21 protein-coding genes are annotated in these 25,264 nt (G+C 60.7%); 11 read left to right on the top strand and 10 right to left on the bottom strand.

Translation table 11 applies throughout. The features are described 5' to 3' along the window. Positions 1-12 precede the first annotated feature (12 nt). The gene (dusA, locus tag NBH21_RS23585) at positions 13-1,038 is read left to right on the top strand and encodes a tRNA dihydrouridine(20/20a) synthase DusA (protein ID WP_280925023.1); all 1,026 of its coding nucleotides are present in this window, start codon (positions 13-15) and stop codon (positions 1,036-1,038) included. Between the two features lie 82 nt (positions 1,039-1,120). On the opposite strand, the gene NBH21_RS23580 is transcribed toward dusA, so the two are convergent. Next, positions 1,121-1,333 (bottom strand): cold-shock protein, encoded by a 213-nt coding sequence (locus tag NBH21_RS23580; RefSeq protein WP_099057933.1) that lies wholly within the window; start codon positions 1,331-1,333, stop codon positions 1,121-1,123. 384 nt (positions 1,334-1,717) lie between these two features. On the opposite strand from NBH21_RS23580, the gene NBH21_RS23575 reads away from it, so the two are divergent. Next, the gene (locus tag NBH21_RS23575) at positions 1,718-2,323 is read left to right on the top strand and encodes a J domain-containing protein (RefSeq protein ID WP_250916322.1); all 606 of its coding nucleotides are present in this window, start codon (positions 1,718-1,720) and stop codon (positions 2,321-2,323) included. 54 nt (positions 2,324-2,377) lie between these two features. Here the strand turns inward: NBH21_RS23575 and NBH21_RS23570 are convergent, their stop codons facing one another. Next, a complete protein-coding gene (locus NBH21_RS23570; RefSeq protein ID WP_250916323.1) occupies positions 2,378-2,986 on the bottom strand; it encodes a hypothetical protein in 609 nt (202 codons plus the stop codon). A 737-nt stretch (positions 2,987-3,723) separates the two neighbouring features. Here NBH21_RS23570 and NBH21_RS23565 point away from each other — a divergent pair. The 3 genes from NBH21_RS23565 (at position 3,724) to NBH21_RS23555 (ending at position 6,577) form a co-directional block, all read left to right on the top strand. After that, a complete protein-coding gene (locus NBH21_RS23565; RefSeq protein WP_250916324.1) occupies positions 3,724-3,954 on the top strand; it encodes a hypothetical protein in 231 nt (76 codons plus the stop codon). A 99-nt stretch (positions 3,955-4,053) separates the two neighbouring features. Continuing rightward, on the top strand, positions 4,054-4,365 hold the full coding sequence (locus NBH21_RS23560; protein WP_250916325.1) for a putative quinol monooxygenase: 312 nt from the start codon (positions 4,054-4,056) through the stop codon (positions 4,363-4,365). A gap of 709 nt (positions 4,366-5,074) precedes the next feature. Next, a complete protein-coding gene (locus NBH21_RS23555) occupies positions 5,075-6,577 on the top strand; it encodes an anti-phage dCTP deaminase (RefSeq protein WP_250916326.1) in 1,503 nt (500 codons plus the stop codon). 159 nt (positions 6,578-6,736) lie between these two features. On the opposite strand, the gene uvrB is transcribed toward NBH21_RS23555, so the two are convergent. Then, complete coding sequence (uvrB, locus tag NBH21_RS23550) at positions 6,737-9,835, bottom strand: excinuclease ABC subunit UvrB (protein WP_250916327.1); 3,099 nt, start codon at positions 9,833-9,835, stop codon at positions 6,737-6,739. Between the two features lie 150 nt (positions 9,836-9,985). Next, positions 9,986-12,001 carry a putative bifunctional diguanylate cyclase/phosphodiesterase gene (locus NBH21_RS23545; protein WP_250916328.1) on the bottom strand — a complete coding sequence of 672 codons (2,016 nt, stop codon included), beginning with the start codon at positions 11,999-12,001 and terminating at the stop codon, positions 9,986-9,988. 306 nt (positions 12,002-12,307) lie between these two features. On the opposite strand from NBH21_RS23545, the gene NBH21_RS23540 reads away from it, so the two are divergent. Next, positions 12,308-12,658 carry a DMT family protein gene (locus NBH21_RS23540; protein WP_250916329.1) on the top strand — a complete coding sequence of 117 codons (351 nt, stop codon included), beginning with the start codon at positions 12,308-12,310 and terminating at the stop codon, positions 12,656-12,658. 40 nt (positions 12,659-12,698) lie between these two features. Here NBH21_RS23540 and NBH21_RS23535 read toward each other — a convergent pair whose 3' ends face one another. After that, a complete protein-coding gene (locus tag NBH21_RS23535; protein WP_250916330.1) occupies positions 12,699-13,085 on the bottom strand; it encodes an acyl-CoA thioesterase in 387 nt (128 codons plus the stop codon). A 224-nt stretch (positions 13,086-13,309) separates the two neighbouring features. Between NBH21_RS23535 and NBH21_RS23530 the strand changes: the two genes are divergently transcribed. Continuing rightward, positions 13,310-15,118, top strand: a complete 1,809-nt coding sequence (locus tag NBH21_RS23530; protein WP_250916331.1) for a methyl-accepting chemotaxis protein — start codon at positions 13,310-13,312, stop codon at positions 15,116-15,118. 69 nt (positions 15,119-15,187) lie between these two features. Here the strand turns inward: NBH21_RS23530 and NBH21_RS23525 are convergent, their stop codons facing one another. After that, the gene (locus NBH21_RS23525; protein ID WP_250916332.1) at positions 15,188-15,688 is read right to left on the bottom strand and encodes a hypothetical protein; all 501 of its coding nucleotides are present in this window, start codon (positions 15,686-15,688) and stop codon (positions 15,188-15,190) included. A 166-nt stretch (positions 15,689-15,854) separates the two neighbouring features. On the opposite strand from NBH21_RS23525, the gene NBH21_RS23520 reads away from it, so the two are divergent. Next, positions 15,855-16,433, top strand: a complete 579-nt coding sequence (locus tag NBH21_RS23520) for an NAD(P)H-dependent oxidoreductase (protein WP_250916333.1) — start codon at positions 15,855-15,857, stop codon at positions 16,431-16,433. 138 nt (positions 16,434-16,571) lie between these two features. After that, positions 16,572-17,225: a hypothetical protein gene (locus tag NBH21_RS23515; protein ID WP_250916334.1), complete on the top strand. Its 654-nt coding sequence runs from the start codon at positions 16,572-16,574 to the stop codon at positions 17,223-17,225. Between the two features lie 33 nt (positions 17,226-17,258). Here the strand turns inward: NBH21_RS23515 and NBH21_RS23510 are convergent, their stop codons facing one another. Both NBH21_RS23510 and NBH21_RS23505 read right to left on the bottom strand, forming a co-directional pair. Then, positions 17,259-18,275, bottom strand: coding sequence for a GlxA family transcriptional regulator (locus NBH21_RS23510; protein ID WP_348637423.1), 1,017 nt, complete (start codon positions 18,273-18,275; stop codon positions 17,259-17,261). 304 nt (positions 18,276-18,579) lie between these two features. Continuing rightward, positions 18,580-18,795 carry a hypothetical protein gene (locus NBH21_RS23505; RefSeq protein WP_250916336.1) on the bottom strand — a complete coding sequence of 72 codons (216 nt, stop codon included), beginning with the start codon at positions 18,793-18,795 and terminating at the stop codon, positions 18,580-18,582. Between the two features lie 404 nt (positions 18,796-19,199). Here NBH21_RS23505 and NBH21_RS23500 point away from each other — a divergent pair, with 404 nt between their 5' ends. Continuing rightward, positions 19,200-20,096, top strand: coding sequence for a LysR family transcriptional regulator (locus NBH21_RS23500; RefSeq protein ID WP_250916337.1), 897 nt, complete (start codon positions 19,200-19,202; stop codon positions 20,094-20,096). A 251-nt stretch (positions 20,097-20,347) separates the two neighbouring features. Here NBH21_RS23500 and NBH21_RS23495 read toward each other — a convergent pair whose 3' ends face one another. Continuing rightward, positions 20,348-20,584, bottom strand: a complete 237-nt coding sequence (locus NBH21_RS23495; RefSeq protein WP_250916338.1) for a hypothetical protein — start codon at positions 20,582-20,584, stop codon at positions 20,348-20,350. A 61-nt stretch (positions 20,585-20,645) separates the two neighbouring features. Here NBH21_RS23495 and NBH21_RS23490 point away from each other — a divergent pair, with 61 nt between their 5' ends. Then, positions 20,646-22,946 (top strand): autotransporter family protein, encoded by a 2,301-nt coding sequence (locus tag NBH21_RS23490; RefSeq protein ID WP_250916339.1) that lies wholly within the window; start codon positions 20,646-20,648, stop codon positions 22,944-22,946. Between the two features lie 164 nt (positions 22,947-23,110). Here NBH21_RS23490 and NBH21_RS23485 read toward each other — a convergent pair whose 3' ends face one another. Beyond that, positions 23,111-25,147, bottom strand: coding sequence for an ASKHA domain-containing protein (locus tag NBH21_RS23485; RefSeq protein ID WP_250916340.1), 2,037 nt, complete (start codon positions 25,145-25,147; stop codon positions 23,111-23,113). Positions 25,148-25,264 lie beyond the last annotated feature (117 nt).

Below are 25,264 nucleotides of genomic sequence, written 5' to 3'. Positions count from 1 at the left end.
GACGCTAACAAATTGAACTTTCACGAAAATTCCCGTAGATCAAGGGATCCAATTTTTGCCGTTGCCCCGATGATCGACTGGACGGACCGTCACTGCCGCTATTTCCATCGGCAACTGACGGGGCGGGCGTTGCTCTATACTGAGATGGTCGTCGCGGATGCGATCATTCATGGGCACCGCCACCGGCTGCTCGGCTTTTCGACCGAGGAGCATCCGGTGGCACTGCAGCTTGGCGGTTCGGATCCGGCCAAGCTTTCGGAGGCTGTGCGGATTGCCGCTGATTACGGTTATGACGAGATCAACCTCAATGTGGGTTGTCCGTCGGACCGGGTGCAGTCCGGGACCTTCGGGGCTTGTCTCATGCAGACACCCGAGGTGGTCGAGGGCTGCGTTGCCGCGATGAAAAAGGTGGCGACGGTGCCGGTCACCGTCAAGTGCCGGATCGGGGTGGACGATCAGGAGCCGACCGAGGTTTTACCGGATTTCCTCGCCCGGATGATCGCGGCCGGTGCGGATGCGATCTGGATCCATGCCCGCAAGGCCTGGCTGAAGGGGCTCTCGCCTAAGGAAAACCGGGAAATCCCGCCGCTCGACTACGAACTGGTCTACCGGATGAAACGGGAAAACCCGGATGTCTTCCTCGGTATCAATGGTGGTATCGACAGCCTCGAGGCGGCCTCCCGGCATCTTGAGGTGATGGACGGGGTAATGCTCGGGCGGGCCAGCTATCATAATGCCACGATGCTGACCGGCGTGGACGAGAAAATTTATGGCGAGCCGGCACAGGAACCGGACTGGGATGCCGTGCGTGACGCGATGATGGCCTATGCCGAGCGGGTGATGGCGGATGGCGGGCGGCTCTCCCATGTCACGCGGCACATGGTCGGGCTGTTTCAGGGTTTTGCCGGGGCGCGCCGATATCGGCAGATCCTGTCCACCGATGCGACCAAGGCGAGTGCCGGGCCGGAGGTCATTGCGGCCGCTTTTGCCTCAGTCGATATCTCCGCCGGGCCGAAGGTTCAGGTGGCGGCGGAATAGCCGGAAATGCGAACGGCGCCCCGAGGGACGCCGTTTCATGTCTCATCTCAGGCTTCCGATTGAGCCGGAAGCAACCCGCAAATCAGGCGAGCTGGATGTTGACGGCCTTCGGGCCCTTGCCCATGCGGTCCGGCTCGGTGTCGAAGGTGACCTGCTGGCCGTCCTTGATCGCCTGGATGCCGGAAGCCTGGAGAGCGGAGATGTGGACGAATACGTCTTTAGCGCCGCCATCCGGAGTGATGAAGCCGAAGCCCTTGTCCTGATTGAAGAATTTTACAGTGCCCTTGGTGGCCATGGGAGAAGTTCCTTGTCCCTTAGTGTGTCTGTTCCTCGCCTCCGGCGGACCGGAAGAGAGGGCGTTATGCCCTTTCGCGAAAGGGCCAGTCGGAAGTCGCGATAACGGGGAAAGAACGTCTACCAGCGGGAGGAAGCCCCCAAGACCGCATGACACGGTCACTACAATCGGTCCAGTCTCCGGGATCATTAATGCCCGAACGTCGTCACGGTTAAGGGTTTTCCACCGAAAAGGCAAGGGCGAAAACAGGGCCCTTTCTTGTTTGCATTTGGTCAAACGACTGAATCCATTGACATTTGAGGGGAGGTTTTGGAAGCCTCGTCCCGGTGCGGGGTTGATGCCCGCCAGCCTTCGGGCTAGGAAGGCGCGGGGGCAAGATTAGCAATGCCGAAGACAGGTGCCACCGTGATCGATCCTTACCAGCTGCTCGGGCTGCCCCGCGACGCGAACGATGCGGCTATCAAGGCCGCCTATCGCAAGATCGCCAAGACCGAGCATCCCGACGGCGGTGGTGATGTCGACCGTTTCGCCAAGGTGACGGCGTCCTACGAGCTGCTCAAGGACCCGGTGCGGCGCAAGGTCTATGACGACACCGGCTACGATCCGCAGCTTGCCGATACCGCCGATCTCAAAGGCCTGATGATGCTGGAGACGCTGGTCAACGACATGATCCTCGACGAGCGCGAGCCCGGCAGCTTCGATCCCGTGGCGGGGCTGCGCCGCAAGCTCACCGACGACATCCTGAAGACGCGTTTCCACATTCTCGAACTGGAACGCCATCGCGCCCGGGTGCGCCAGCATATCGACCGCATCGGCCGGCGGCCGGAAGCGGATGTGCTCGGCTCCATGCTGAAGGCGCGCACGCAATCCATCACCGACGCCATCCGCGCCGCCGAGACCCAGATCGAGGCGATCGAGCGGGCCTATACCATGCTCGAAGGCTATTCCTACGAGCTGGAGCCGGAACCTCTGCCCAAGGCCGCCGAATAGGCGCGATTGCGGGCGAGGGGAGAACGGCGCGCCTCCTGCACCATCCCGATGTCTTCACGATGCATCCGCTGACGGCGGACCGGGCGGTGCGGCGGGTTCTCCGGCGGGCGGCAGCGTGGTCGCGCCTATCGTTTCATCGGGGAAGGACGGGGCCTCCGTCGCGGGCCGATCGGGTTCAGCGCTGGCGATCCGCATCAGCGCCTCGTAACGCTGTAGCATGGCGCCCTGCAGCAAGGCCGGTTCCTGGGCTCGCCAGTTCCCGGCAACGCGTCGGAGGATGGGATGCCCGGCCACGCGAAAATGGGCGAGGGTGCCGAGAACGATACGGAGCGCCTGTTCCTGCAGCCAGTGCTGGCCCGGATCGGGCGAGGGCGGTGGAGGGAGGCGGCGCTCCTTGAGCTGATCGATGATGACCTCGGCTTCGACGCGCAAGGCATCGTAAAGGGCGCGCGACTTTTCCGGGAGCAAGGCGGCGCAATCGGTCTCATCGTGACCCTGCAACCAGATCCCGCAGCGTCGCTGCCGGCGGCAGGCTCGCCGCAGACAAATGCGGGGAACACCGAGGGCGTCCGCGGTCATCTGAGCAATGCAGGCCCGAACCGGATCGGGTTCGTCGGTATTGTCGGCGGCGGTGGTAGCGGTGTTTTCCGAAGTCCCGGTCATGTGCTTGCTCCTTCGCGTTGATTCGGCTTGCGGGTGGGAGGGCTGTCCTTCATCCGGACATGCCGAAACCTTCACGCGCGGTCTCCCGCCGTGGCTTGCTTCATTTCGGTTCCCCTTTTTCGGCCTTTCGGCGAAGGGGATGCGGACGGGGCGCTGGAAGCTGCCTCGTAAAGTAAAAAGATATGACACCTTCCGGCGCCCCGTTCGGCGGTTTTTATCCGTGCGATCGGTCCCTCTGCTCCGGCGGTTCCCAGGATTTTCCGTCCATCGGGCTGCAGCTTTCACCGCCGGACGCCCGGGACCACCTGATACCGCCGGTCTCTGACGCCTTGCAGGCGCGTCCGGCGCGCCGTCAGGGCCGACATGGGGTTCAGCCGTCCGAAACCTTCCCATGTCCCCACGTCGCCGGAGGGAGACCAGTTTGCGCGGACCCCGAAAGACCGGGCCTGCGATCGCCCGAATCTTTCAGCGCCGGTCCCGCCTCGCCGGGCACGCACACCCGGTGTATCCGCGACGGAACGAATGGATTGTAGGCACGGGAAATGGGGGCGGGGATTTTGCGGGAAAACGGGGATCGCGACTACGGCCAAAAAGGATGCGCCGCTGCGCGCCGACGCCCGATTTATGCCGCTTGCCGTCATTACAGGCTAACTTTTCGGAGCAATCCCACCCGCAACATGGTTTGCGACCGGCGACCTGCGCCGAAAACGGGGCAGGCGGCACGGGAGGAAAATGGCATGCGCATCCTGAGGATCGGGCTGATGACGCTGGGACTTGTCATCATCATTGCCGCGATTGTCGCATGGTACTGGGTTGCCGCCTTCGGCTGCGGCATGAACACCACCGGCTGCCGCGATATCCGCATCCCCATGCCCTGGGAAGACCCAGAGCTTTTCGGCGTGCTGGGGCCGTTTTTCGGGCTGGGGGTGGTGGTGTTCGTGCTGGGAAAGTGGGTGGTGAAGGGGTAGGCCTTCGTCTCCGACATCCTTCGGCGAACCGGCAGATTGCTGCCCTTGCCAGCCGCCTCCATCGGGATCACGCTTGCGGCCAGAGCGAAGGAGGAGAGCATGAAGCTGATTGTCGGATTCTTCGAAACCAAGCCGGGACAACGCGAGGCCTATCTGGAGGCGGCGCGGGACCATCTGGAAAAGAGCCGCCTCGACCCCGATTGCCATTATATCGAACTCGTACCGATGCCGGGCCATCCCGACCGCATCCTGCTCGCGGAGGCCTTCACCAGCGAGGCCGCGCACCGCCGCCACGAGGACACGGACCATATGCGGGCACTCTGGGCCGTCGGCCCCTCGCTGCTGTCGGATGTCGTGATCGACTCGATGGTCTCCGACACCGTCGAGCATATTGACGAGCGGTTCGAGTGAGGGGGTAGCTCGGGCTCCCGCCGTTTCGTTTGTCCCGTCATTTGGATGTTTGCGACTATTTGCGGCGTTTGACGCCTTGCGCGGCCCTGTCTCCCCTCTGCGGGGGAGACTTCGGAGCGGTGGCCGAAGGCCAGAAATAGTCCAGTGAATCGATTTCAGCGAACGAAGGCCTGAGCGCGACGCCGCGCGAAGGCTTTGAAAGGAATTGGCTCGATCAGGGCCAAACCTCAGATTTAGCAAGAGGGGGGTCGGTGAGGTTGGTGTCCACGGAACTGTGCCCCTCTCCTGGAAAATTTGAATTTTAGGCGGCTTGCGCTCGCCCAAGCCTCTGATTTTCCGCGCTCCCCCTGCATGGGAGGGGGAGGTGGGCGTCTCGTGCGGAGGCCACGTTCATCCCCTATTCAGAACCCGCCTTGCATTTCCTGAGATTGCATCGGCAACACCTGCTTTTAAAAACGACTGCTTAAATTATTTTTCTTTGCGAACAGGTTCAGCGTTCGCTTCAGAATTCTTGTGAGAGCGCAGACCCTCTTCGACAGACGCAAATTTATCTGAGCGCCAATCCGCAAAATACTGACGATGTGAGACAATTAATGTCTCAAGGTGGCGAGTAACCTGTTGAGAGCTGATGGTTTTGTTTGATTTAGCAACCACTTTATGTCTCCCCTAAAGCGCAGGTAGAAACGCTAACACGATTCGCGTAGAAACGATGGCACTCATTCCTCGCATTGAATTCCCTGAAATCGTTATAGGGCTCGTTGCTCCAATTGGAACCCCATTAGACGAGACGATTGGGGAGATAACAAAATTTTTCGCGGCCAGTGGATATCAAGTACACGATATCCGGGTTACCGATCTGTTCCAAAACATGGTTCCGTTCGTTAAGCCGTCGGTGCCTCTCGTGCAGAAGCCTTTGGACAAACGATATGAAAGTCACATTGCTTACGGGAACCAGATTCGGAAATTCGTAAACGATGCGTCGATACTCGCTGCACTGACAATTCAAAACATTGTAGAACGCAGGATACGCGACAGCAGACCTCAGCACGAGAAGTTTTCCAAGAATTTGTTTCTCGTGCACCAATTCAAGCGCCCCGAGGAAATAGACCTTATGAGGTCTGTGTATGGGCGGATATTCTTTCAGCTATCAGTTTACTCAATGCGATCTTCTCGGGTTGATTATCTGTCACGAAAAATTTCGGAGGACTTTGGAGAAGCAAACCATACGACATTTAGGTCAACGGCAGAAAAGCTGGTTGATGATGACGAAAATCAAAGTAAAGAAAAATTCGGACAACGCTTGGCAAAAATATTCCATGATGCCGATTTTATTCTGAATCGCGACGTGAAGAAACCATCCCTAAATAAACAGCTTAATCGCTTCTTGGAGCTGTTGTTTTCTTCCAACACCATTACGCCGAGCAAGCTTGAGTACGGCATGTTTGCAGCCAAATCTGCTGCATTAAGAACGTCGGATCTGTCTCGGCAGGTTGGAGCCGCAATATTCAGTGATCGCGGTGAGATAATCGCGATGGGTTCAAATGAGGTTCCTAAAGCCACAGGTGGCACCTACTGGCCCGACGAAGATTTTGACGATCGAGAATTCAAAAGAAAAGTTGACTCAAACGACAAGCGCAAGCACGAAATCCTTCATGAGCTCGTTCGGAAACTGAACCTTGAATGGTCCACTCTGTCAGATACTGTCAAAAAGGGCCTAGAAGATTCCAGTTTTATGGACGCACTGGAGTATGGGCGAATCGTCCATGCTGAAATGTCTGCAATATCAGACGCCGCTCGGCTTCGTGGTGCGTTGGGTGGCGCAACGATGTTTACGACCACGTTTCCCTGCCACATGTGTGCGAAACATATAGTTTCCAGTGGGATAAAAAATGTCGTCTACTTGGAACCCTATCCCAAAAGTTTGGCTCTACGTCTGCACGCGGATTCTATCCGCATCGATGGACAGGAGCGGGGGGAATACGATCAATTTCCGGCCGTTGAATTTTCACATTTCTATGGAGTAACTCCTAGACGCTACAGGGAATTTTTCCAGCGCAATAAGAGAAAAGACGGTGACAGCAGACTGCAGGATTACATAGATGGCAAGAAAATCCCGAACATTGACATCAAGTCGCCTTTTTACGCTCAACTTGAGGATGCGGTCCTATCAGGACTTTATACTGCGTCCGAAAACTTTCCATCACGAAAATAGGCTTACTCCTCCCAGTTCAGGCGGCCGTTAGTGGTGTGACGGAGAGCAGGGTTGCGAGGTCTTGCATGGTATCCGTTCATGCCCCTCTCTCGGAATTTCTAGCACTTGGCGGCGCCAAGATGCTGAAATTCCGTTCTCCCCCGCAAGGGGGGAGATAACTCACCGCCCCGGTCGCCCGGTCTTACCCTTCGTCCGGCTTTTGCGCTTGCCGTCGCCTTCGTCCTCGTAGGAGCCGGCGCCGACCCTGGCGCGGATGATGGGGCGGGGGTCGTCAGGTTGCCCCTCCCCAACCCTCCCCACAGGGGGGAGGGGGCTGGTCGTGCCTGACGGCTTTTCCGGGAGTTTGCCGGTGACCGGTTTTTCGGTGCGGCCGACGGTCATTTCGTCGAGGGTGTTTTTTCGGAACAACGACTTGCCGGCGGGGATGGCCATGTCGGTGCCCGGGCCCATGTCGTCGAGCGAGGGCTTTTCGAAGTAGGATGAGCCCCGGCCTTCCGGCCTGCCGGTTTTCGAGCGGCCGGAGAGGGAGATGCGGGGTTGTTCGACGCCAGCCTCACCCCCCTCTGTCCTGCCGGTGTTCGTCTCTGCAATCGATTCACCGGATCGATTGCTCCGCTGCGCGGACCGCTCCTCACCCCCCTCAAGGGGGGAGATTGGCTCGCGACTGCCCCTGGGCTTTCCAGTGCCCTTTTCCTGGGCCTGGGCTTCTTCCCGCGACAGGGGATCGTCCATGGCGGCGAGTTCGACGGCTTTCAGGCGCTTGATCTCGTCGCGCAGGCGGGCGGCCTTTTCGAAGTCGAGGTCGGCGGCGGCATCGCGCATCTGCTTTTCCAGCGCGTTGAGATGGGCCTGCAGGTTGGCGCCCACCAGATGGCCGCCATCGGCAAAGCCCTTGCCGGCGACGCCGGAAATGTCGGCGCGGACATGGTCGCGTTCATAGACGCTATCGAGGATGTCGGAAATCTTCGCCTTGACCGATTCCGGCGTGATGCCGTGTTCGAGATTGTAGGCCATCTGCTTTTCGCGGCGGCGGGCGGTCTCGTCCATCGCCCGCTTCATCGAGCCGGTGATCTGGTCGGCATAGAGGATGACCTTGCCATCGACGTTACGCGCGGCGCGGCCGATGGTCTGGACCAGCGATGTCTCCGAACGCAGGAAGCCTTCCTTGTCGGCATCGAGGATGGCGACGAAGCCGCATTCGGGAATGTCCAGACCTTCGCGCAGCAGGTTGATGCCGACCAGCACGTCGAAGGCGCCGAGGCGCAGGTCGCGGATGATCTCGATGCGCTCCAGCGTGTCGATGTCCGAGTGCATGTAGCGGACGCGGACGCCCTGTTCATGCAGGTATTCGGTGAGGTCTTCCGCCATGCGCTTGGTGAGCACGGTGACGAGGGTGCGATAGCCCTTCTGGGCGGTTTCGCGGATCTCGCCGAGCACGTCGTCGACCTGGGTCTTGGCCGAGCGGACCTCGACCGGCGGATCGATCAGGCCGGTCGGGCGGATGACCTGTTCGGCGAAGACGCCGCCGGCCTGTTCCATTTCCCAGGCGCCGGGGGTGGCGGAGACGGCAACCGTCTGCGGGCGCATCGCATCCCATTCCTCGAAGCGCAGCGGCCGGTTGTCCATGCAGGACGGCAGGCGGAAGCCGTATTCGGCCAGCGTCGCCTTGCGGCGGAAGTCGCCGCGATACATGCCGCCGATCTGCGGGATGGTGACGTGGCTTTCGTCGATGAAGATCAGGGCGTTATCCGGGATATATTCGAACAGCGTCGGCGGCGGTTCGCCTGGCTTGCGGCCGGTAAGATAGCGCGAATAGTTCTCGATGCCGGCGCAGGAGCCGGTGGCCTCCAGCATTTCGACGTCATAGCGGGTGCGCTGTTCGAGGCGCTGGGCCTCCAGCAGGCGGCCGGCCTTTTCCAGCTCGGCGAGGCGCTGCTTCAACTCGTCCTTGATCGCCTTGATCGCGCCGTTCAGCGTCGGGCGGGGGGTGACGTAGTGCGAGTTGGCGTAGATTTTCACCGACTTCATGTCGCCGGTCTTCTTGCCGGTCAGCGGGTCGAATTCGGTGATGGTCTCGATCTCGTCGCCGAACATCGAGATGCGCCAGGCGGCATCCTCAAGGTGGGCCGGGAAGATTTCGATGGTATCGCCGCGCACCCGGAAGGAGCCGCGGACGAAATTGATCTCCTGCCGCTTGTACTGCTGCGCCACGAGGTCGGCCAGCAGCTGGCGCTGGTCGATCCTGTCGCCGACCTGCATCTGGAAGGTCATGGCGGTGTAGGTTTCGACCGAGCCTATACCGTAGATGCAGGAGACGGAGGCGACGATGATGCAGTCGTCCCGCTCGAGGATGGCGCGGGTGGCGGCGTGGCGCATGCGGTCGATCTGTTCGTTGATCGAGCTTTCCTTCTCGATGAAGGTATCCGAGCGCGGCACATAGGCTTCCGGCTGGTAGTAGTCGTAATAGGAGACGAAATACTCCACCGCATTGTCGGGGAAGAAGTTCTTGAACTCCGAATAGAGCTGGGCGGCCAGCGTCTTGTTGGGCGCGAGGATGACGGCGGGACGCTGGGTCTCGGCGATCACCCTGGCCATGGTGAAGGTCTTGCCCGAGCCGGTGACGCCAAGCAGCACCTGCGAGCGCTCGCCGTCATTGATGCCGGAGACGAGATCGCGGATGGCCGTTGGCTGGTCGCCGGAGGGGGAGAAGTCCGAGGCCATGCGGATGGGGATGCCGCCTTCCGATTTTTCCGGGCGCGCGGGACGGTGAGGGGTCCAGATCTCGCCGTTCTTGAACAGCGGGTTGCCGGATTCGATCAGCTTCGACAGGGCATCGACCGTGGCGGTGACGGCGCCCGTGGCCAGCGCTCCCGCCTCTTCCAGCGAGACATCGAGGCCGGCAACCGGATTGAGGCCGGCGGCGGCGCGGGTCTTGGGATCGGAGGACGCGCCGATGGAGACGCCGCGCGAGGTCTTGGTGGCGGTGGTGTTCCTGGCGGTCTTCTGGGTCTTCTCCAGCGCCACTTTCTCGGCGTGCTTGCGCGCCTCGATCTCGATCTTCTTGCGGTGCTTGCCCGCCTTGGAGGCGATCTCGCGCTGACTTTCGACGGTCGAAGCTTCCGCTTCGGCCTCGAGTTGTTTCACCCAGTCGGAAACGCTGCCCCCCATCGGCCCGGACAGGGGCGCGCCTTCGAATTCGGATTGCGGGGCTTCCTCGAACCCGGACGGGGAGGACGGTTTTTTCGGAGATCTGGCCATGCCGCGAATATGGAGAATCCCTTCCGCAAAGGGAAGGGGCAGTGGCGGGAAAACCGGAACAAAAAAGCAACGAGAAACAGGCAACTGACATAGCGTTGTCAGGAGGAATCCGGATCAGCCGCTACGCCTGTCGGCGACGGCCCGGCTTGCTCAGGCGAAGACCTTGCGCTTCCGCTTCTTTTCCGGTTCCGGCTTGTCCTCGTGGCGGCGGGCCAGAATCCAGGCGACCAGCGCTTCCGGCGGCATCGGGCGGGCGAAATGATAGCCCTGGGCGATGCGGCAACCGAGTGTGGCGAGGACTGCGGCGTCGTCCTCGGTTTCGACACCTTCGATCACGATGTCGAGCGACAGCGCCCGGCCGAGGCCGACCAGCGCGGCGATCAGCTTCTGGTTTCCGCGGGAGGCTGCGACGTCCTTGGCGAAGCTGCGGTCGATCTTCAGGCGGTCTATCTTCAGGCTGATGAGATAGGCCAGCGAAGAATGGCCCATGCCGAAATCATCGACCGCCAGCTTGTAACCGGCGTTTTCCAGTCGCTTCAGCTGTTCGCCGGCCCCTTCGGTGTCGAGGATCGCCTCTTCGGTGATCTCGATCTCCAGGCGGGACGGATTGATGCCGTGCTGGCTGGTGATGAGTTCCAGCATGTCGGCGACGGAGTAGAGGGCGAATTCCCGGGGAGAAACGTTGAGGGCGACCGTCGCATCCGGCAGGTCGAGACCGGGCAGGCGGTTCAACATGCGGCAGACGCCGGCGGTGATATAACCCGTCAATTTTTCCGCCAGATGCATGCTTTGGGCGGCGCTGATGATCTCCGGCGGAGAGATGAAGCCGATATGCGGGTGATACCAGCGGACCAGCGCTTCGAAGCCGGAGATCTCTCCGCTTTCCAGAAGCACCTGCGGCTGGAACCAAACCTCGATCTGTCCGGAAACAATGGCATGCTCCAGATCCTGTTCGATCAGCCGCAAGCGGTCCGCCTGTTCCTTGAGGCCGGGATCGAATTCGCGAAGCTGGCGACGGCCCCGGGCCTTTGCCTCGTAGACCGCCATGTCCGCGCAGGCGAGCAATTCCTCGGCGCTCTGGGCATGGGCGGGATAGGCGGCAAGACCCATGCTGATGCCAACGACGGACTGGACACCGCTGAAGGCGATCGGCACGGTGCTTGCTTCAGCGAACCGGGCGGCGCAGGCGACCGCGCGGTCGCGCGCATCCGGTCCCGAAATGAGCACGGCGAATTCGTCGCCGCCGAGCCGGGCGATCAGTCCCTCGTCCTTGACGATATCGATGAGGCGGCGGCCGACTTCGCGCAGAACGGCATCACCGGCGCTATGGCCCAGCGTGTCATTGATCGATTTGAACCGGTCGAGATCGACAATCACCAGCGCGACTTCGCCTCCGCTGACGGATGCCTGGGCGACGTCCCCCAGCAGGCGACCGTTGAAATAGGCGCGGTTGGCGAGGCCCGTCGTCGTATCACGGTTAGCCAGCGTTTCCAGACGGGAGTTCTGCTGCAGGATTTCATCATTGGCGATGCCGAGCGACTGCACCAGCGCCGTCGCCTCAAGCTTGCTCAGGACATTGCTGATGAACACCCTCTCGGCCGACCGGCTGGAGCGCACCATGACAGCCATCAACGCGATGACATTGATCATCATCAGCGAAGAAAAAACGCCCTCGATACGCAGCAGGCACAAGAGAAGGGAGACTTGAAGCGGAAGGGAAAAAGCCAGCGAGACGTTGCTGTGACCGATGCCTCGAAGGATTGAACCGGCAGAAATGCCGATCATCACCAGAAACACCAGGGCACCGGTGCTCTCGACCTCGAAGCCCGGTATGCAATAGGGCAGGACCGCCCACACCGAACCCGAGATGAAGGCACCACCGACCAGTGCCCGCAACGCATAAACCGGCTGTGTTTCAACCCAGTGGAAGCGGAGCAGCCGGTTGCGGGCGACGCCGCGCATGGCAAGCGTTCCCAGCAAAACGCAGAGCCAGACGACGACAGAAAGGAAGAGACCGTGTCCGATGGTGGTGAGCAGTGCAGCGGAGCATGCGATGACCGCGTTGAAAAACAGTGTGGCGGGCAGTCCGTCAACAAGGTAAGCGGCCTGGGCTCTCCGGATTTCCGGCAGAAACTTCGCTGCGGCGGGCTTGGCGATCTGGGTCAATGCAGGAAATCCGGCTGAAAATGGATCCAATAGAAATCAGTGCGTTTCAAACATGGTCATAAGGATGACACGATTCCGATAAGATTCATTTAACGGCGAAGGCTCCATTTTTAGGTAATCGATTGATCGCAAAGGGACCTTTTTTGTACGCTCCCAAATTTCAGGGTCATTGGCGAGGCTATCGAAGCCCCTTCAGGACTGGACGCGCCGATCTGTTGCTGCATGTTCTGCGCAGGAGGTCGCGGTCTCGATTCTCCCCCGGCGCTCGACGTCAGAAACCAACAACATCCTCTTCAGGGTCCAATCATGTCCTTCGTCAATCCGTCCGCTATCTGGCCAATCGTGTTGCTCTCACTGTCCAACGTGTTCATGACTTTCGCCTGGTACGGACACCTCAAGTTCCGCAGTACGGCGCTTTTCGTAGCGATCATAATCAGTTGGGGGATCGCGTTCTTCGAATATTGCCTTGCGGTACCGGCAAACCGGATCGGCGCACAGGTCTATTCGGCGGCACAATTGAAGACCATTCAGGAGGTCATTACGCTGCTGGTGTTTTCCGGCTTCTCGATCTTCTGGCTGAAGGAATCCCTGACCATCAACCACTTTTTCGGATTCGCGCTCATCGCAGCCGGCGCGGCGCTCATCTTCCGCGCCTGAATTCCGACTGGCGAGCCTGCCGCCGGCATCGAATCCGAGATCAGACCGGCGGCACAGGCGTCGGATTCCCCTCGCCATCCAGCGCCACCATGACAAAGGTCGCCTCGGTGACCTTTTCCAGCGTGTGGGTGAGATAACGCTGCGCCCACGCTTCGACGGAAAGGGTCATCGACGTGCGGCCGACCTTGGTGACATCCGTATAGATGCAGAGAGTGTCGCCGATCTTGACCGGCAGCGCGAAGGCCATTTCCTTGACCGCGGCGGTGACGACGCGGCCGTGTGCGCGTTCCGCAGCGCGGATACCCGAGGCAAGGTCCATCTGCGCCATGACCCAACCGCCGAAAATATCGCCGGCCGCATTGGCATCCGCCGGCATGGCCAGCGTGCGCAAGGTCAATTCTCCGGTAGGTTTGGTTCCGCCGCTCATCTGCTCTTCTTTCCGTCAACCATCTTTTTTCTCGCGCCGGCCCGACTGACGGAATCGACGCGAGCCGTTCGACGCTAGGAGATAAGGGCGGGGCGGGCAATAGCCGTTCACGAGCGGCACTTGCAGAGACTATAATTTATAATCTACAAAAATTCATGTATACAGACTTATGAAATTTGTAATTCGATTATGGAACCATCCCTTGAGAAATTGGGGGATTTTTAATGGGAAATTTCAGCATATCGGTTCGGCTGTACCTGCTTGTGGCGCTTGCGCTCGGGGTACTGATCGCGACCCTTACCTTCAGCCTTTTCCGATCCTATGAGACCCTGGCAGCCGAACGGCGCGCGGGATTGGCATCGATCGACCAGACGGCGCTCGCGGTATTTTCCAGATATTACAAGATGGAACAGGCCGGCACGCTGAGCCGGGAAGACGCGCAGGCGAAAGCCAAGGAAGTCATCGGCGCGATGCGCTACGGCAAGGACGGTTATCTCTGGATCAACGACACGAATGCCCGAATGGTCCTGCACCCAATCAAACCGGAACTGGACGGCAAGGACCTGTCCTCCCTGCAGGATCCCAACGGCAAGCACATCTTCCTTGAGTTCGCGCGTATCGTGAAGGAAAAAGGCGAGGGCTATGTCGATTACTACTGGCCAAAACCGGGCGCCGAGGCTCCGGTCGAGAAATTCTCCCATGTCGTCGGCTTCGCGCCCTGGGGATGGATCGTCGGCACGGGTGTCTATGCAGACGACCTCGCAGCCATGTTCTACAGCAATGCACTGTGGTTCGGCGGCATCATTCTGGCGAGCGTCGTCATGGTCGTCGCCTGCGCCTATGCGGTGGTGCGGAGCGTGGTGAAGCCGGTGAACCGGCTCAAGGCGGCCATGGCGGATATCGCCGAGGAACGCGTCAACACGGAGATCGCCGATGCCGGCCGGCGGGACGAGATCGGCGGCATGGCGGACACCCTGCTGGTGTTGCGCGAATCCGTTCGGGAAAGAATTCTGCTGCGTGACCGCGAGGCCGAACAGCAGGCTCGCCTGGATACCGAACGACAGAACAATGAAACCGTGCTGCGCAGCGCCTCGGACCGACAGAACCATGCCATCAGCGAACTCGGTTCCGCTCTCGAACGGCTTGCGGAAGGCGATCTCACGATCCAGATCGGCAGTATCGGAGCCGACTACGAAAAGCTGCGGCAGGATTTCAACCGCGCCGTGGCGGCCCTGAGCAGCGTCGTTTCTGCGATCAATCACACCAGCGACATCGTGACCGAAAACGCCGGCGGCATCAGCGAGGCGACCAACAACCTGTCACGCCGGACCGAACAGCAGGCAGCCGCACTGGAAGAGACGGCGGCCGCGCTGGATGAGATCACGGCCACCGTGCGGACAGCCTCCGAACGCGCCGCAGAGGCCCGCGACAAGGTGACGGAAACCAAACTCAGCGCCAACCGCTCCGGCGAGATCGTTCGCAACGCGGTCGACGCCATGGGTCGCATCGAGGCTTCCTCCAACCAGATCAACCAGATCATCTCCGTGATCGACGAGATCGCCTTCCAGACCAACCTGCTGGCGCTGAATGCCGGTGTCGAGGCGGCACGGGCCGGCGAGGCGGGGCGCGGCTTTGCCGTGGTGGCGCAGGAGGTGCGCGAACTGGCCCAGCGCTCGGCCAACGCGGCCAAGGAAATCAAGACGTTGATCAACGCTTCCGCGGTAGAAGTCGGCAATGGCGTCTCGCTGGTGCGCTCCACCGGCGAAGCTCTGGTCGAGATCGAAAAACTGGTCAATCAGGTGAACGACCATGTGGCCTCGATCGCGACCGCAGCGCGTGAACAGGCGACCGGCCTTCAGGAAATCAACACCTCCGTCAACCACATGGACCAGATGACCCAGCAGAATGCGGCGATGGTCGAGGAAACCTCGGCGGCCGGCCAGACGCTTGCGGAAGAAAGCCGCCACCTGCGCGAACTCCTCTCGCGACTGCGGATTGCCGCGGATGGAGCGGGCCAGCGCTACGCCGCCTGAACCGAGAATGCTGAAAACATACCGCCGGCGAGAAAAGATCTCGCCGGCGGTTTTCGCTTGTTCGGGAATTCAGTTCCTGGCGCAGGATGCGGTGAGTTTCGACAATGCCGCGGAGGAGCCGGAGAGCGGAAAGCTCACGGTGTTGAAGGCCGTTTCCTTCGGCGCCACGGTGATCTGCGAGCCGCTTTTCAGCATGGCAAGAACGGCGCTGTCACCGCCAAGAGGCAGGAAAAGAATGCCATCCATGGCCTGATAGCTCAGGGTTTCCTCCCGACTCTGGTCGCCCGTGGAAATGACGACCGGCCCCTTCCATTCGGGATCGCCGCCGGGCGGATCTCCGTGGCCGCCATCGTCATAGTTCAACACGAGTGTTCCGGGCTCGCCGCACTGGACATAGAGCAGAGCCTCACGATCGGCACCCTTCGCCGGCTGGCAAATATGGGCGGTCATTGCCCTGCCGCCTTCGACGTCCCAGACTTCCGCCTTCCATTTCGCGCAATCGGCGGAGAAAGCCGGCGTGGCGGTGGACGCCAGAAGCCCAAGGGTTGCGGCGAGACGCAGGACCGTCATGAAAATCCCCCAACATGCAAAAGCGTTGACATGCATCAGATCTACGCCCTGCCTCGTGTGCTACACAAGCACCAAAACTGACCGGAATGCCGCGCAAACCTTCCAAATTCGACAGGTCGAACTCGACGCGCCAAGTTCAACAGGCCAAGTTCAACAGGAGAGTGCCGTGAGCCACGTTCTGATTGTGCAGGGACACCCCGATATCGGCGAGCGACATTTCTGCCATGCCCTGGCGGACGCCTATGCAGCCGGCGCTCTCAAGGCGGGGCATACCGTCGAGAGGCTTGAGATCGCGCGGATCGAGGTGCCGCGGCTGCAATCGCAGAAGGAGCAGGAAAACGGCGCCGTCGTTCCTGATATCGCCAACGCCCAGACGCTGCTCAAGGCCGCCGACCATGTGGTGCTGGTCTTTCCGCTGTGGATGGGCGGGATGCCCTCGCTGGTGGCATCCTTTCTGGAGCAGGTGCTGCGGCCGGGTTATGCCTATGACGGCACAGGCCCCGCGATGAAGAAACTGCTCCGGGGACGGTCGATGCGGCTCGTCGTCACCATGGGCATGCCGGCGTGGTATTACCGGCTCGTCTATGGCAGCCACAGCCTGAAGGCGTGGAAAGTGGGGGCTCTGGGTTTCGTGGGCTTCCGGCCGATCCGGGCAAGTCTCGTCGGCAATGTCGCGGAGGCCGACGTATCGGCCCATACGAACTGGCTGAAGGAAATGGAAGCGCTCGGAGCCGCCGCTCGCTGAAGGATGTCATTCAGCGATGCCGCCGGCGGGCCGGATGGCGCGATTCGCGTTTAAATCAAATCCAAACGAAACATTAATGGCTGACGTCTATCCTCTGCCGACAGGCCGGATACCGGCTGCAGCAGATGGATATTGTGTATGGCGTCTTCCTTTCTGCAACGTTCCGCGCTGATCCTCGTGCCGGCTGCGGCCATCGCCTCCTGCACCGGCGATCGCGTGATGCCGCCCGAAGACCTTGCGGCCAACACGCCCCGTTCCTCCCGCCACTACGTTGCTCGCCAAGGGCAATTCGAGGGCCGGGTCGAGGATATCGATGCGGGCAGGGAGCTTCTCGGCCCTGTCGGATCGCCGGTGGCCTACGCGCCGGAGACGGCACGCGGCAACGGAGCGAGTGCGGCGATCAACTATCTCGACACGCCGAATCTTGCCGGCGTTGACAATGGCACGACTGATACAGTGGAGCCGACGGCGAAGGGCGGAGTGCTTCTTTCTCCCGAAGACACTACGGAAGAGGCGCTTGCGAGCCCCGACGACAACACGGGCAGCGCTTATGAAATTCCGGCCGAGGGCATCAACATCGATGCCGGGCTCGGCGTTGCCGCTACCTCGGATTTGGGCCAGTCCGAAAACCTTGCCCCAAGCCAGCCGGTCGCGGCGCAGATCCTCGTGCCCCAAGGACCGATGGCAATCGCCGAGGGATCGACCGCGCAGCCGGTGGTGGACGGCATCGGGACGGAAAATCCCGTTACGCTGCTGCCAAACGGCGAACAGGCCGCCGATGGCGGCCTGTGAGGCAATGGTGAAAACCCGCGCCGGAACCCGGCGTCATACGACGACGCCGGTGCGGTTGCTGGTCATGGTCAGCTTGCGCTCGGCACGTTCCTGCTGGGGCGAACGGTTGTAGAGTTCGCGATAACACTTGGAGAAGTGCGACGCAGAAACGAAGCCGCAGGCAACCGCCACCTCGACCACCGGCATGGACGACTGCACCAGCAGATGACGGGCGCGGTCGAGACGGATCTCGAGATAATAGCGGGCAGGCGAGCGGCCCATTTCCTGCCGGAACAAGCGTTCGATCTGGCGGCGCGAGAGACCGGCATCATCAGCGATCTCCAGCAGCGACAATGGCTCGGAGAGATTGCTTTCCATGAGCTCGATGATCGACAGGACCTTGGAGTTCTGCACGCCAAGACGGGCGCGCAGCGGCAACCTCTGACGGTCATGGGCGCTGCGGACGCGGTCGGTCAGGTGCTGCTCGCAGACGCGGTTGACGAGGCCTTCGCCGAAATCCTGGCCAATCAGGTTCAGCATCATGTCCAGCGAGGCCGTGCCGCCGGCGCAGGTGTAGAGATTGCCGTCGACCTCGTAGAGATCGGCATAGACCTCGGCCTGCGGGAAGGTCTCGGAGAAGCCGGGGAGGTTTTCCCAGTGAATGGCGCAGCGCTTGCCATTCAGAAGTCCTGCCTGCGCCAGGACATGGGCGCCAGTACAGAGGCTGCCGATGGCCGCGCCGCGGTTATAGGCCTCGCGGAGCCAAGCGTTCACCGACTTGTTGTGGAACTCCTCCACGTAGATGCCGGAACAGACGATCACCATGCTCGGGCGGTTTTCGCCGGAGAGGAAACGCCGTTCGTCGGCAAGCGAGGAATTCACCTCCATGCCGATGCCACTCGACGAATGTACCTTCTGCCCGTCGACCGAGGCAAGACGCCATTCATAGGCGGAGTAACCGAGCATGCGGTTGGCGATGCGCAGTGTTTCGATCGCGCCCGCGAACGGCAGGAGCGTGAAATGCGGTACCAGAAAAAAGACGAGCGAGCGCTTCTTGGTCTGCTTGTTCATGTTGATGCCCATTGTTCCCACGTTTTTCCCATTCCTTGCGTGGAACGGGGTTCGCCGGTTGCCGATACGCGACATCATAGTGACGAAAAGCGGCGATTTTTTCAGGAGGACATCATTATCGCGACATTTTTGCGACTTTGATGCGGAGCCATGGGCGAAGCTCCGTCCTCTGGGATCAGTTTCGGTCAGGTGACTGAAATTGATCGGGAAATCCAATCAGGGCTGAACAAACCTCAAAAATGGCCTCCTGCCCGGGCGCGACTATCGTCAACTTGTCCGGGCGGGAGGCATGTCGCAAAACTGCTTATCGGCGTGTCAGGCGCTCCATGTCGCCCGCAGGCCAGCCGAGGTCTTTCCTGAGATCGAAGGGCATCGCTTCCAGCGCAAGTCCTTCCTGGCGACGGCGATGCCATTCCCGCCAGGCGGCAATCACGGAATTGAGACCAGCCGGAATCCCGGCTGTTGCCCATGACCGGCGCGAGCGCCGGGAAAACCGTGCCTCATCAAATACCAGTGTCATCGCATTCTCCTTTTCCCGTGAGCCTCTTCAGGCAGCTGCGTTTTGCATCAGGACATTTCATCAATCAAACGAATGTTTCTTATTTCTGAAATCAACAATATTGATTGATACGCCGGGCCGCGATCGATCACCGTCGAGCGTCCTCGCGCGGGGGCCAGCCGACGTCCCGCTGGACGCTGCGCGGCAGCTCATCCATCTCGCGGATCAATCGCGCTCTTCGCCGTCCTCGGATGAAATCGCCCAATGGTTGCGTCACGGCGACATGCAGCAGACGTAAAGTGATGGCTATGAACATCTCGGCACCTCCTTCTGACCAACTTCTGCGGGTAAATATGGGCGCCGGTTGACTATCAATCAAACGAAATGATATGGTCTTCATGTTCAATTATATTGAGGTAAGCGCGATGACCGTTACAATTCGCCAACCCCTGCCGCTGCTGGACAACGACATCCTGCGGACCTTCGTTGCGATCTCCGAGACCGGAAGCTTCACCACCGCTGCGGACCGGGTATTCCGGACGCCGTCTGCCGTTTCGATGCAGATCAAGAAGCTGGAAGAACAGCTCAACGCGACGCTTTTCCTGCGCGATGCCCGCTCCGTGACGTTGACCGAAAGCGGCGAGACGCTGCTGCCCTACGCGCGCAGGATGCTCGCCCTTTCCAACGAGGCGGTGGGCCGCTTCCGTATGCCGGAGATGAAGGGCGTCGTCAGACTGGGGGCACCGGACGATATCGGCGAGCGCTTCATGCCGACGATCCTTCGCCGTTTTGCAGAAGTCTATCCGGCGATCATGGTCGACCTGACCGTCGATACGTCATCGCAACTGCGGCGGCGGCTGCAGGAACAGCGGCTCGACCTGACGCTGATCAATTGCGCGCCGGGCGTGGTCAGCCATGAGGGCGAGGTGATCCATACCGAACATCTGGTCTGGGCAGGCGCCAAGTGTGGCACCGCGCATCTGCGCGATCCGCTGCCCGTATCGATCTGGGAAGACGGCTGCTGCTGGCGCGCCGATGCGCTGGCGCGGCTGGACAGGGACAAGCGGCAATACCGGATCGCCTATCTCTCTGCCCACACAATGGCGCAGCGCGCCGCGGTGATAGCAGACCTAGCCGTGGCGCCATTGCCGCGCAGCTACCTGACCGAGGATATGGTTGCGCTCGGCAACAAGCATGGGCTGCCTGAACTCGGCTCGTTCGAAGTGCGGCTGCTCACGGGAGCCGAAACCAGCGAAACGATCCGCGCGGTCGCCGACAGCGTGCGCTTCGCCTTCTCCGAGATGATCGGGATGGCTGCCTGACATACCATCATCCTGCAAGGCCTGAGGCCGCGTGACAGAACCTGCCGCGCGGCCTCTTCGTTGACTGGCCGTCGGCACGACCCCAAGACAGGGCCAACTCTGCCACAAAGGTTGGCGCGGGCGGCGGCGACCTTTTTTGGATCTGTGACATACGAAGTCCGCTCCGCATCACCCAATCTTTCAATATGTCGCTGAATTTCCACACATATTAGGTAATCAATCCTGAATATGTGTAAAGCAGATATCCACAATCACAGCGATTGTTTGTTGCGACGCATCGACGTTAATGTCTGATTCATTATCGACGTATCGAGAATCAACATGGCATTGAACGAAGACAGATTCCGCGGGCTGAGACAAAAGAAGTTCCGGCTTTTGATGGCGTGTTCGGCCTTGGCAGCATCGGCGCCGATATTGCCGAGCGAGGCGCTGGCCAGTTGCACCTTTTCGGGGCCGTTTGTCAGCAGCAATTGCGATGCAACCTTCATACAGGGCTACGCGTCATCGGGGAACTCGTCACTGTCTGTGGTCGACGAGACAACGGTCGGCGTGGAATTAGCGCCCATCAACACATCCGCTACGCCGACGACCCAAACGCTTAGCATCACCGGCAACACCGTCATCAACAATCCCAGCTACAGCGCGGTCTATTCGCAGACCTTCGCGGCGGATCACGATCTCGATGTCTATATCGGAGAAGGCGTGTCGATCACGTCTGCCGGCGGCTTCGGCGCGGTCTGGCTGCGGAACGATGTGTCCGGCGACATTTCGATCGTAAACAACGCGACGGTTACCGCAACTCTTGTCGGTCCGGGCATCACGGTCACGACAAACCAGGGAAATGTCTCGATCGTCAATAACGGCCATGTCACGTCGATGACGGAGCGAGGGCTTTACGGCGACGGGGGGTACAATGACACCGATGCGTCGCCGGTGCTGGTGTCCATCGTCAACAACGGGGTGGTGGATGCCTATACAGCCGGCATACGCAGCATCAACTATCATGGCCTTTCGACCATAACAAATACCGGGACTGTATCATCCGAGACGCGCCAGGGGCTTGTCGCCTGGTCCGCCTCGGGCGACGCTTCGCTTCACAATTCGGGCAACGTGACAGCCTATGACGACATCGCGCTGCAGGCCTGGAGCACGATGGGTGACGTGACGATCGTGAACAGCGGCTGGGCGGGTGCCTATGACGATACGTCGATTACGGATTCCGGCGCGGGACACTTCGGCATTCAGGCTTATGCGGAGATTTCCGGCGACATCTCGATCGTCAACTCCGGCACCGTTTATGCGCCTGACGATATTGCCGTATCGGCGGAGGCCGATCTTGGCGACATCTCGATCGTCAACAGCGGTGAAATCACCGGTCAAAGCGGCATCGATGCGGTGACCGGTGGCGGGCAGATCGCTATTGAAAATAGCGGCACGGTCAAGGCACTGGAGGGTGAGGGCGTCACCTTGCGGGGCGCACGCCTGTCCAATAGCGGATCCATCGATGCCGCGACCTACGGCGTCTATCTGGAAGGGTCAGGAAACAGCATCACGTCATCGGGTAGTATCAGCGGCGACACCGCTTCCATCTTCTACGGCGCCGGCGGAAATACGCTGAACATTCTGCCAGGGTCCGCCTTCCACGGCGTGGTCGATTACAACAATACGACCGGCAACAGCACGACCTTCGGAGCGGGCAGCTACCGGATACCTTCAGCCAATTATATCGCGTCGGAAAACAGCATCACGCTCGACAACTCGTCGCAGGTTCTCGTGCTCAGCGATGCCGACACCACGGGGACGATCAACGTCGTGACGGCGACCCCGATCGCCAATATCGCCAACCAGTATACAAGCTCGGTTTCCGACGTGATCGGCAGCATCCTCGCGCTTGACATCCAGAGGCCGGGCGACATCGCAGGTGCAGGGCCTGGAGCCGAGCCGCTGGCCTATGTAGAGGAAAAGCAGGTTACGCCGTCTCAGCAGGCGATCGCCAGCATCAGCGATGGACTGGCGGTCGATCGTTCCGGCAACCTGTTCTGGGCTCGCGTTTTCGGCGGCGGCCGCCATCAGCCGGGAACTTCTGACGACCTCGAAAGCAATATCTATCACTACGGCCTGATCGCAGGCGCCGATCGGCAGTTCGGCGACATGCGTATCGGGCTTTTCGCCGGTGCGGGCGCCGTCAACGCCGAACTCAGCGACGACAGCAGTTCGATCGAGGGGCGGACGGCATTCCTGGGCTTTTATGGCTCTGTTCCGGTCGAAGGGCTCCTCGTCAACGGCTCGTTCACGCTCGGTGCGATCGACAACGAAACGAAGCGGTCGATCAATGCCGGCACAGAATGGGCAAAAGGCGATTTCTGGGGATGGTATCTCTCGCCCGAGCTGTCCGTCAGCCAGGCCTTTGACATCGTGCCCGAGTGGTCGCTGACGCCGAGCGCACGTCTGCGTTATGTCGGCGCCTTCTATGACGACTACACGGAAAACGGCTCTTCCCAGAACCTCAGCTACAACTCCAGTGAAACGCACTCGCTGGAAGGCCGGCTGCAGATGGATCTCACCCGTCGCACCATGCTGCAGTCTGGCCGGGCCGCCGCAGTCTCCTTCTCCGGCGCCGTCGTCGATACGCAAAACCTTGGCGACACCGGCTATAGGGCAAGCCTCGATGACACGGAGTTCAAGCTGACGGACTCGTCGGCCCGCAATGTGGTTGGCTTGCGTCTCGGCGCTTCCTTCGACGTGCAGATCAAGGAAGCGATGAGCATTTATGGTGGCGTGGAAGGAACCGTTTATACGGATGAATCCGTCTCTTATACCGGTCGCCTCGGCCTGAAGACCACGTTCTAGAGCGCCGTGCATCCATCTGGACGCACAAAGGATGCTCTAACATCTTGAATCTATGCATCGGCCCGAAAATCGATTCCAATTTTCGGGCCGATGCGCTGAAACGGAGGCCGCCGGATGATTGCATGCGGCGGCCAGTCCCATCGGAAGATAAATCCATCCGTTGTCTAGTCGCGGCTTCTGCGCCGCCGCCGTCCTGCGCCGCCCGCATCGCCATCTGCCAAAGTCTTCGGTTCAGGCAGCGTCACCACCGTCGAAAGATGCGGGAAGGCGTCGACCTTGTTGGGCAGGGCCATGGCATCGACGAACAATTGCTGGAAGTGGGGCTCCAGCGCGGTTTCGATCTTTTCGATCCGCGTAACGGTTTCCTCGATTTCGCGCCGGTGGTCGCGGTTGAGAAGCGCCATCAGGGCCCCGGTGCCGGCGGCATTGCCGACGGCCTTGACCTCGGCGAGATCGCAATCGGGAATGAGGCCGAGCACCATGGCGTATTTCGGATCGATGAAGGAACCGAAGGCGCCGGCGAAGCGGATCGTGTCGACCGTCTCTACTTCCTGCTTTTCCATCAACAGTTTGATACCGGCATAGAGCGCGGCCTTGGCGAGCTGGATGGCGCGCACGTCGTTCTGCGTCACGCTGATCTTCTGCGCACCGTCGTGCAGCAGGTAGGAGAAGGTGCGGCCGTTTTCCAGAATGCGGGGACTGCGGGCGGCAAGCGAACCGTCCACCACGCCATCGGCGGAGATGACGCCGGAGAGATACATTTCCGCGACGACTTCGATGATCGCCGAGCCGCAGATGCCGGTGATACCGACTTTCTCTGTGCCTTCGGCAAAACCGGGCTCGTCCGACCACTGCTCCACGCCGATGACCTTGAAGCGAGGATCGAGGGTTTGCGGATCGATGCGGACACGCTCGATGGCGCCGGGGGCCGCGCGCTGTCCACACGAGATTTCCGCGCCTTCGAAAGCGGGGCCGGTGGGCGAGGATGCGGCAACGACGCGATTGCTGTTACCGAGAACGATCTCGGCATTGGTGCCGACGTCTACGAGCAGCATCATGCGATCCTGCCGGTGTGGCCCTTCGGCGAGCGTTGCGCCCGCCGCGTCAGCGCCGACGTGGCCGGCGATGCAGGGCAGGAGATAGGTGCGGGCGCCGGGATTGAGGGCAAGCTCGATGTCCCTTGCCTCGCAGGAGACCGCACCGGAGACGGCGAGTGCGAAGGGCGCCTGGCCGAGTTCGGTCGGATCGATGCCGAGGAACAGGTGATGCATGATCGGGTTGGCGACGAAGACGCTGTCGAGGATGTCGGTGCGTGATACGCCGCCTTCGGCACAGACCTTGTCGGTGAGTTCGTTGATCGCCTGACGCACGGCCTTGGTCATGGCCTCGCGTCCATCCGGGTTCATCATCACATAGGAGACGCGGCTCATCAGATCCTCGCCGAAGCGGATCTGCGGATTGGATGCGCCTGACGATCCGACGACGCGGCCTGATAGCAGCGACACCAGATGCATGGCTATGGTGGTCGAGCCGATATCACAGGCAAGGCCATAGGCTTCGTTGTGCAGGCCGGGCCAGAGGGCGATGATGGTTGGACGCGAGGTCGGGCTGTCGCGATGGATCGCGGCGGTTACCGCCCAGTCGCCCTTGCGCAGGATCTTCTGGAGTTCGGGAAAAAGGTAAGATGCGACCTGCAGGTCGGAATAGCCCCAGTCCTTTTCCAGCATGACCTTGAGACGATCGAGATCGCCGAGCGGCTTGTGCATGTCGGGTTCGTCGACCTCGACATAGCAGAGGTGGACGGCCGGATTGCGTTCGATCACGCGGTCGGTCGCGGCCTTGCGTACCACCTGCGCATTGACGACCGTATCCTGCGGCACATCGACCACGAGGTCGCCCTGGATGGTGGCCGAACAGGAGAGGCGGCGACCCTCGGGGAGACCGCGGACACGATCGTAGCGCTCTTCCTTCGGGCCGATCGGCGAGATGTGCTCGTTGGAGGACACGATGCCGTGCTTGGCGAAATTGCCCTCCTGCACCTCGATCTGACAGCGGCCGCAGGTGGCGCGGCCACCGCAGACGCTCTCGACATAGACACCGAGCGAACGGGCGGCATCGAGCACGGGGGTTCCCGCAGGGAACCGGCCACGCTTGCCGGACGGCATGAAGAGGACGAGATGGTCTTTGGAGGCGTCGGTCATATCTATCTTTCCAGCGTCGTCAAGGAACGCGATCCAGATTGTTGCTGTGGTCCGTTCCCGCTTGCCGAGAACCAAAGATCACCCGAAGGCGATGCCCGCGGGTGATCGTATCGGGTA

This window comes from Ciceribacter sichuanensis (assembly GCF_024055605.1).
Taxonomy (GTDB): Bacteria; Pseudomonadota; Alphaproteobacteria; order Rhizobiales; family Rhizobiaceae; genus Allorhizobium; species Allorhizobium sichuanense.
Note: the sequence above shows the minus strand (reverse complement) of the source record. Positions and strands in the feature narration are given on the sequence as shown.

Coding starts and splice junctions, on each gene's coding strand:
- NBH21_RS23580 (WP_099057933.1), bottom strand. CDS start 1,333: ATGGCCACCAAGGGCACTGTAAAATTCTTCAATCAGGACAAGGGCTTC.
- NBH21_RS23575 (WP_250916322.1), top strand. CDS start 1,718: ATGCCGAAGACAGGTGCCACCGTGATCGATCCTTACCAGCTGCTCGGG.
- NBH21_RS23570 (WP_250916323.1), bottom strand. CDS start 2,986: ATGACCGGGACTTCGGAAAACACCGCTACCACCGCCGCCGACAATACC.
- NBH21_RS23565 (WP_250916324.1), top strand. CDS start 3,724: ATGCGCATCCTGAGGATCGGGCTGATGACGCTGGGACTTGTCATCATC.
- NBH21_RS23560 (WP_250916325.1), top strand. CDS start 4,054: ATGAAGCTGATTGTCGGATTCTTCGAAACCAAGCCGGGACAACGCGAG.
- NBH21_RS23555 (WP_250916326.1), top strand. CDS start 5,075: ATGGCACTCATTCCTCGCATTGAATTCCCTGAAATCGTTATAGGGCTC.
- uvrB (WP_250916327.1), bottom strand. CDS start 9,835: ATGGCCAGATCTCCGAAAAAACCGTCCTCCCCGTCCGGGTTCGAGGAA.
- NBH21_RS23540 (WP_250916329.1), top strand. CDS start 12,308: ATGTCCTTCGTCAATCCGTCCGCTATCTGGCCAATCGTGTTGCTCTCA.
- NBH21_RS23535 (WP_250916330.1), bottom strand. CDS start 13,085: ATGAGCGGCGGAACCAAACCTACCGGAGAATTGACCTTGCGCACGCTG.
- NBH21_RS23530 (WP_250916331.1), top strand. CDS start 13,310: ATGGGAAATTTCAGCATATCGGTTCGGCTGTACCTGCTTGTGGCGCTT.
- NBH21_RS23525 (WP_250916332.1), bottom strand. CDS start 15,688: ATGACGGTCCTGCGTCTCGCCGCAACCCTTGGGCTTCTGGCGTCCACC.
- NBH21_RS23515 (WP_250916334.1), top strand. CDS start 16,572: ATGGCGTCTTCCTTTCTGCAACGTTCCGCGCTGATCCTCGTGCCGGCT.
- NBH21_RS23510 (WP_348637423.1), bottom strand. CDS start 18,275: ATGAACAAGCAGACCAAGAAGCGCTCGCTCGTCTTTTTTCTGGTACCG.
- NBH21_RS23505 (WP_250916336.1), bottom strand. CDS start 18,795: ATGACACTGGTATTTGATGAGGCACGGTTTTCCCGGCGCTCGCGCCGG.
- NBH21_RS23500 (WP_250916337.1), top strand. CDS start 19,200: ATGACCGTTACAATTCGCCAACCCCTGCCGCTGCTGGACAACGACATC.
- NBH21_RS23495 (WP_250916338.1), bottom strand. CDS start 20,584: ATGAAGGTTGCATCGCAATTGCTGCTGACAAACGGCCCCGAAAAGGTG.
- NBH21_RS23485 (WP_250916340.1), bottom strand. CDS start 25,147: ATGACCGACGCCTCCAAAGACCATCTCGTCCTCTTCATGCCGTCCGGC.